Source organism: uncultured Amaricoccus sp. (assembly GCF_937858865.1).
Lineage (GTDB): Bacteria > Pseudomonadota > Alphaproteobacteria > Rhodobacterales > Rhodobacteraceae > Amaricoccus.
The window spans coordinates 1-1,546 of record NZ_CALLYO010000397.1 but is presented as its reverse complement, the minus strand read 5'-3'; the positions used below and the strand labels follow the sequence as shown (position 1 = coordinate 1,546).

Genomic DNA, 1,546 nt, shown 5'->3' with positions numbered 1-1,546 from the left:
TCGAGTCGCCGCCGAGCTCGTCCGCGACGTGCCGTATCCAGGTGACCGGGACCACGTGCATCCGTTGCCCTCGCCGAAGTTGCATCCCGCCGGGCAGGATGCTCCTGGGACGAGCATAGTGCGGCAAATTTGGTCGCTGATCGCAACTTTGTGGCGGAGTCGCGCAAGACAATCGGCGGATTTCCGCCGATATAGGCGCCCGAGACGGAGCTGAGGGTTCAGGCAGCGTGCCGCATCCGACCTGCGAACGGGGCGGAACGCACGAGCAGGAGTTCCGTCTCGCCGACCCTCCGAGACTGCGCCCTCCAGGCGTTCGGATTGTTATGTGTCACGAAGGAACGCGAGCCGATGAAGGCCGAACCGAAGCCCTGCAGCCGCTGCCACACCCGCCCGGCCTCCACGCCGCGCACCGCCTACTGCAAGCCCTGCCGCGCCGAGTACCAGCGCGAATGGCGCCGCCGCCGCCGCGGCGAGCCGGCGGAGGAGTTCACCCTCCCCGACCCCCTGCCGCGGATCCGGCTGCGCGGCACCCCGACCCTCGCCGAGATGCTGCGCTACCGGCTGATCTGAGCCCCGCCCGCCCGCGCCAGGCGGCAAGCGGCACGACCTCGCGGCGCATGCGGTCCGCGGCCGCCAGATGCCCGGCGATCATCGGATCGACCAGGTGCGGGTCGGTCAGCGGCAGCATGTGCCCGGCGTCCGGCACGATCCTGAGCGTCGCCCGCGGGACGAGACCCGCGATCATGTCGGTGACGCGCAGGCTCGGCAGCGGCGAGTCGAGCCCCATGATCGCCAGCGTCGGGCAGGCGATCCGCGCGAGGTCGCCGGGCCGCGCCGGCTCCTCGGCCAGGGCGCGGAACTCGCCGTGGAGCCGGTCGTGGCTGGCGAGCAGCCGGCCGCGCAGCCGCGCGCTCGTCCGCCCCCAGGCGCCCGCCCCGTTCCAGTAGTCGACGAGGAGCCGCATCGCCGCCTCCCGCCGCGCCGGCCCGGCCGCCGGATCGAACGCCGCGCCGAGCGCCATCACCTCGGCGTAGAGCCGCCGGTCGGCCGCGGCGCCGGCCCGCAGCAGATGGAAGGCCGCCGGCTCGACCAGCGTCAGGCTCGCCACCGCCTGCGGCCGCTCGACCGCGAGCCGCAGCGCCACGAGCCCGCCCCAGCCGTGCCCGACCAGATGCACCGGCTCGCCGATCCCGCCGATCAGCTCCATGACCGCCGCCGCGTCGCCCGCGAGGCCGACCCTCCCTCGCGGCGGCGAGCCGCCGTAGCCGGGCAGATCGGGCGTGACGACGCGGAAGCGCCCCTCGAGATAGCCGGCAAGCCCGCGCCATGCCGCCCCCGAGCCCGCCGACCCGTGCAGCGCGACGACCGGACGGCCGGCGCCCCGCGCAGGGGCATGAAGGAAGTGCCGGACGTCCATCCTCTCTCCTCCCGGATCTCTCTGGCGATCCTGCCCGCCTAGCAGCGCCCGGTTTCAGCGCCGTGCCCGGCACGCCGGCCGATGTTTCAACCGTCCCCGGCGAAACTTCCGAAGCGGCGCGAAGTCGCG

The 1,546-nt window shown here is 74.1% G+C and carries 2 protein-coding genes; one reads left to right on the top strand and one right to left on the bottom strand.

The features are described 5' to 3' along the window. Positions 1-348: 348 nt before the first annotated feature. Positions 349-570 carry a hypothetical protein gene (locus tag Q0112_RS11685; protein WP_297975526.1) on the top strand — a complete coding sequence of 74 codons (222 nt, stop codon included), beginning with the start codon at positions 349-351 and terminating at the stop codon, positions 568-570. Here the strand turns inward: Q0112_RS11685 and Q0112_RS11680 are convergent. Next, positions 488-1,417 (bottom strand): alpha/beta fold hydrolase, encoded by a 930-nt coding sequence (locus Q0112_RS11680; protein ID WP_297975524.1) that lies wholly within the window; start codon positions 1,415-1,417, stop codon positions 488-490. The genes Q0112_RS11685 and Q0112_RS11680 overlap by 83 nt on opposite strands. Between the last annotated feature and the right edge of the window lie 129 nt (positions 1,418-1,546).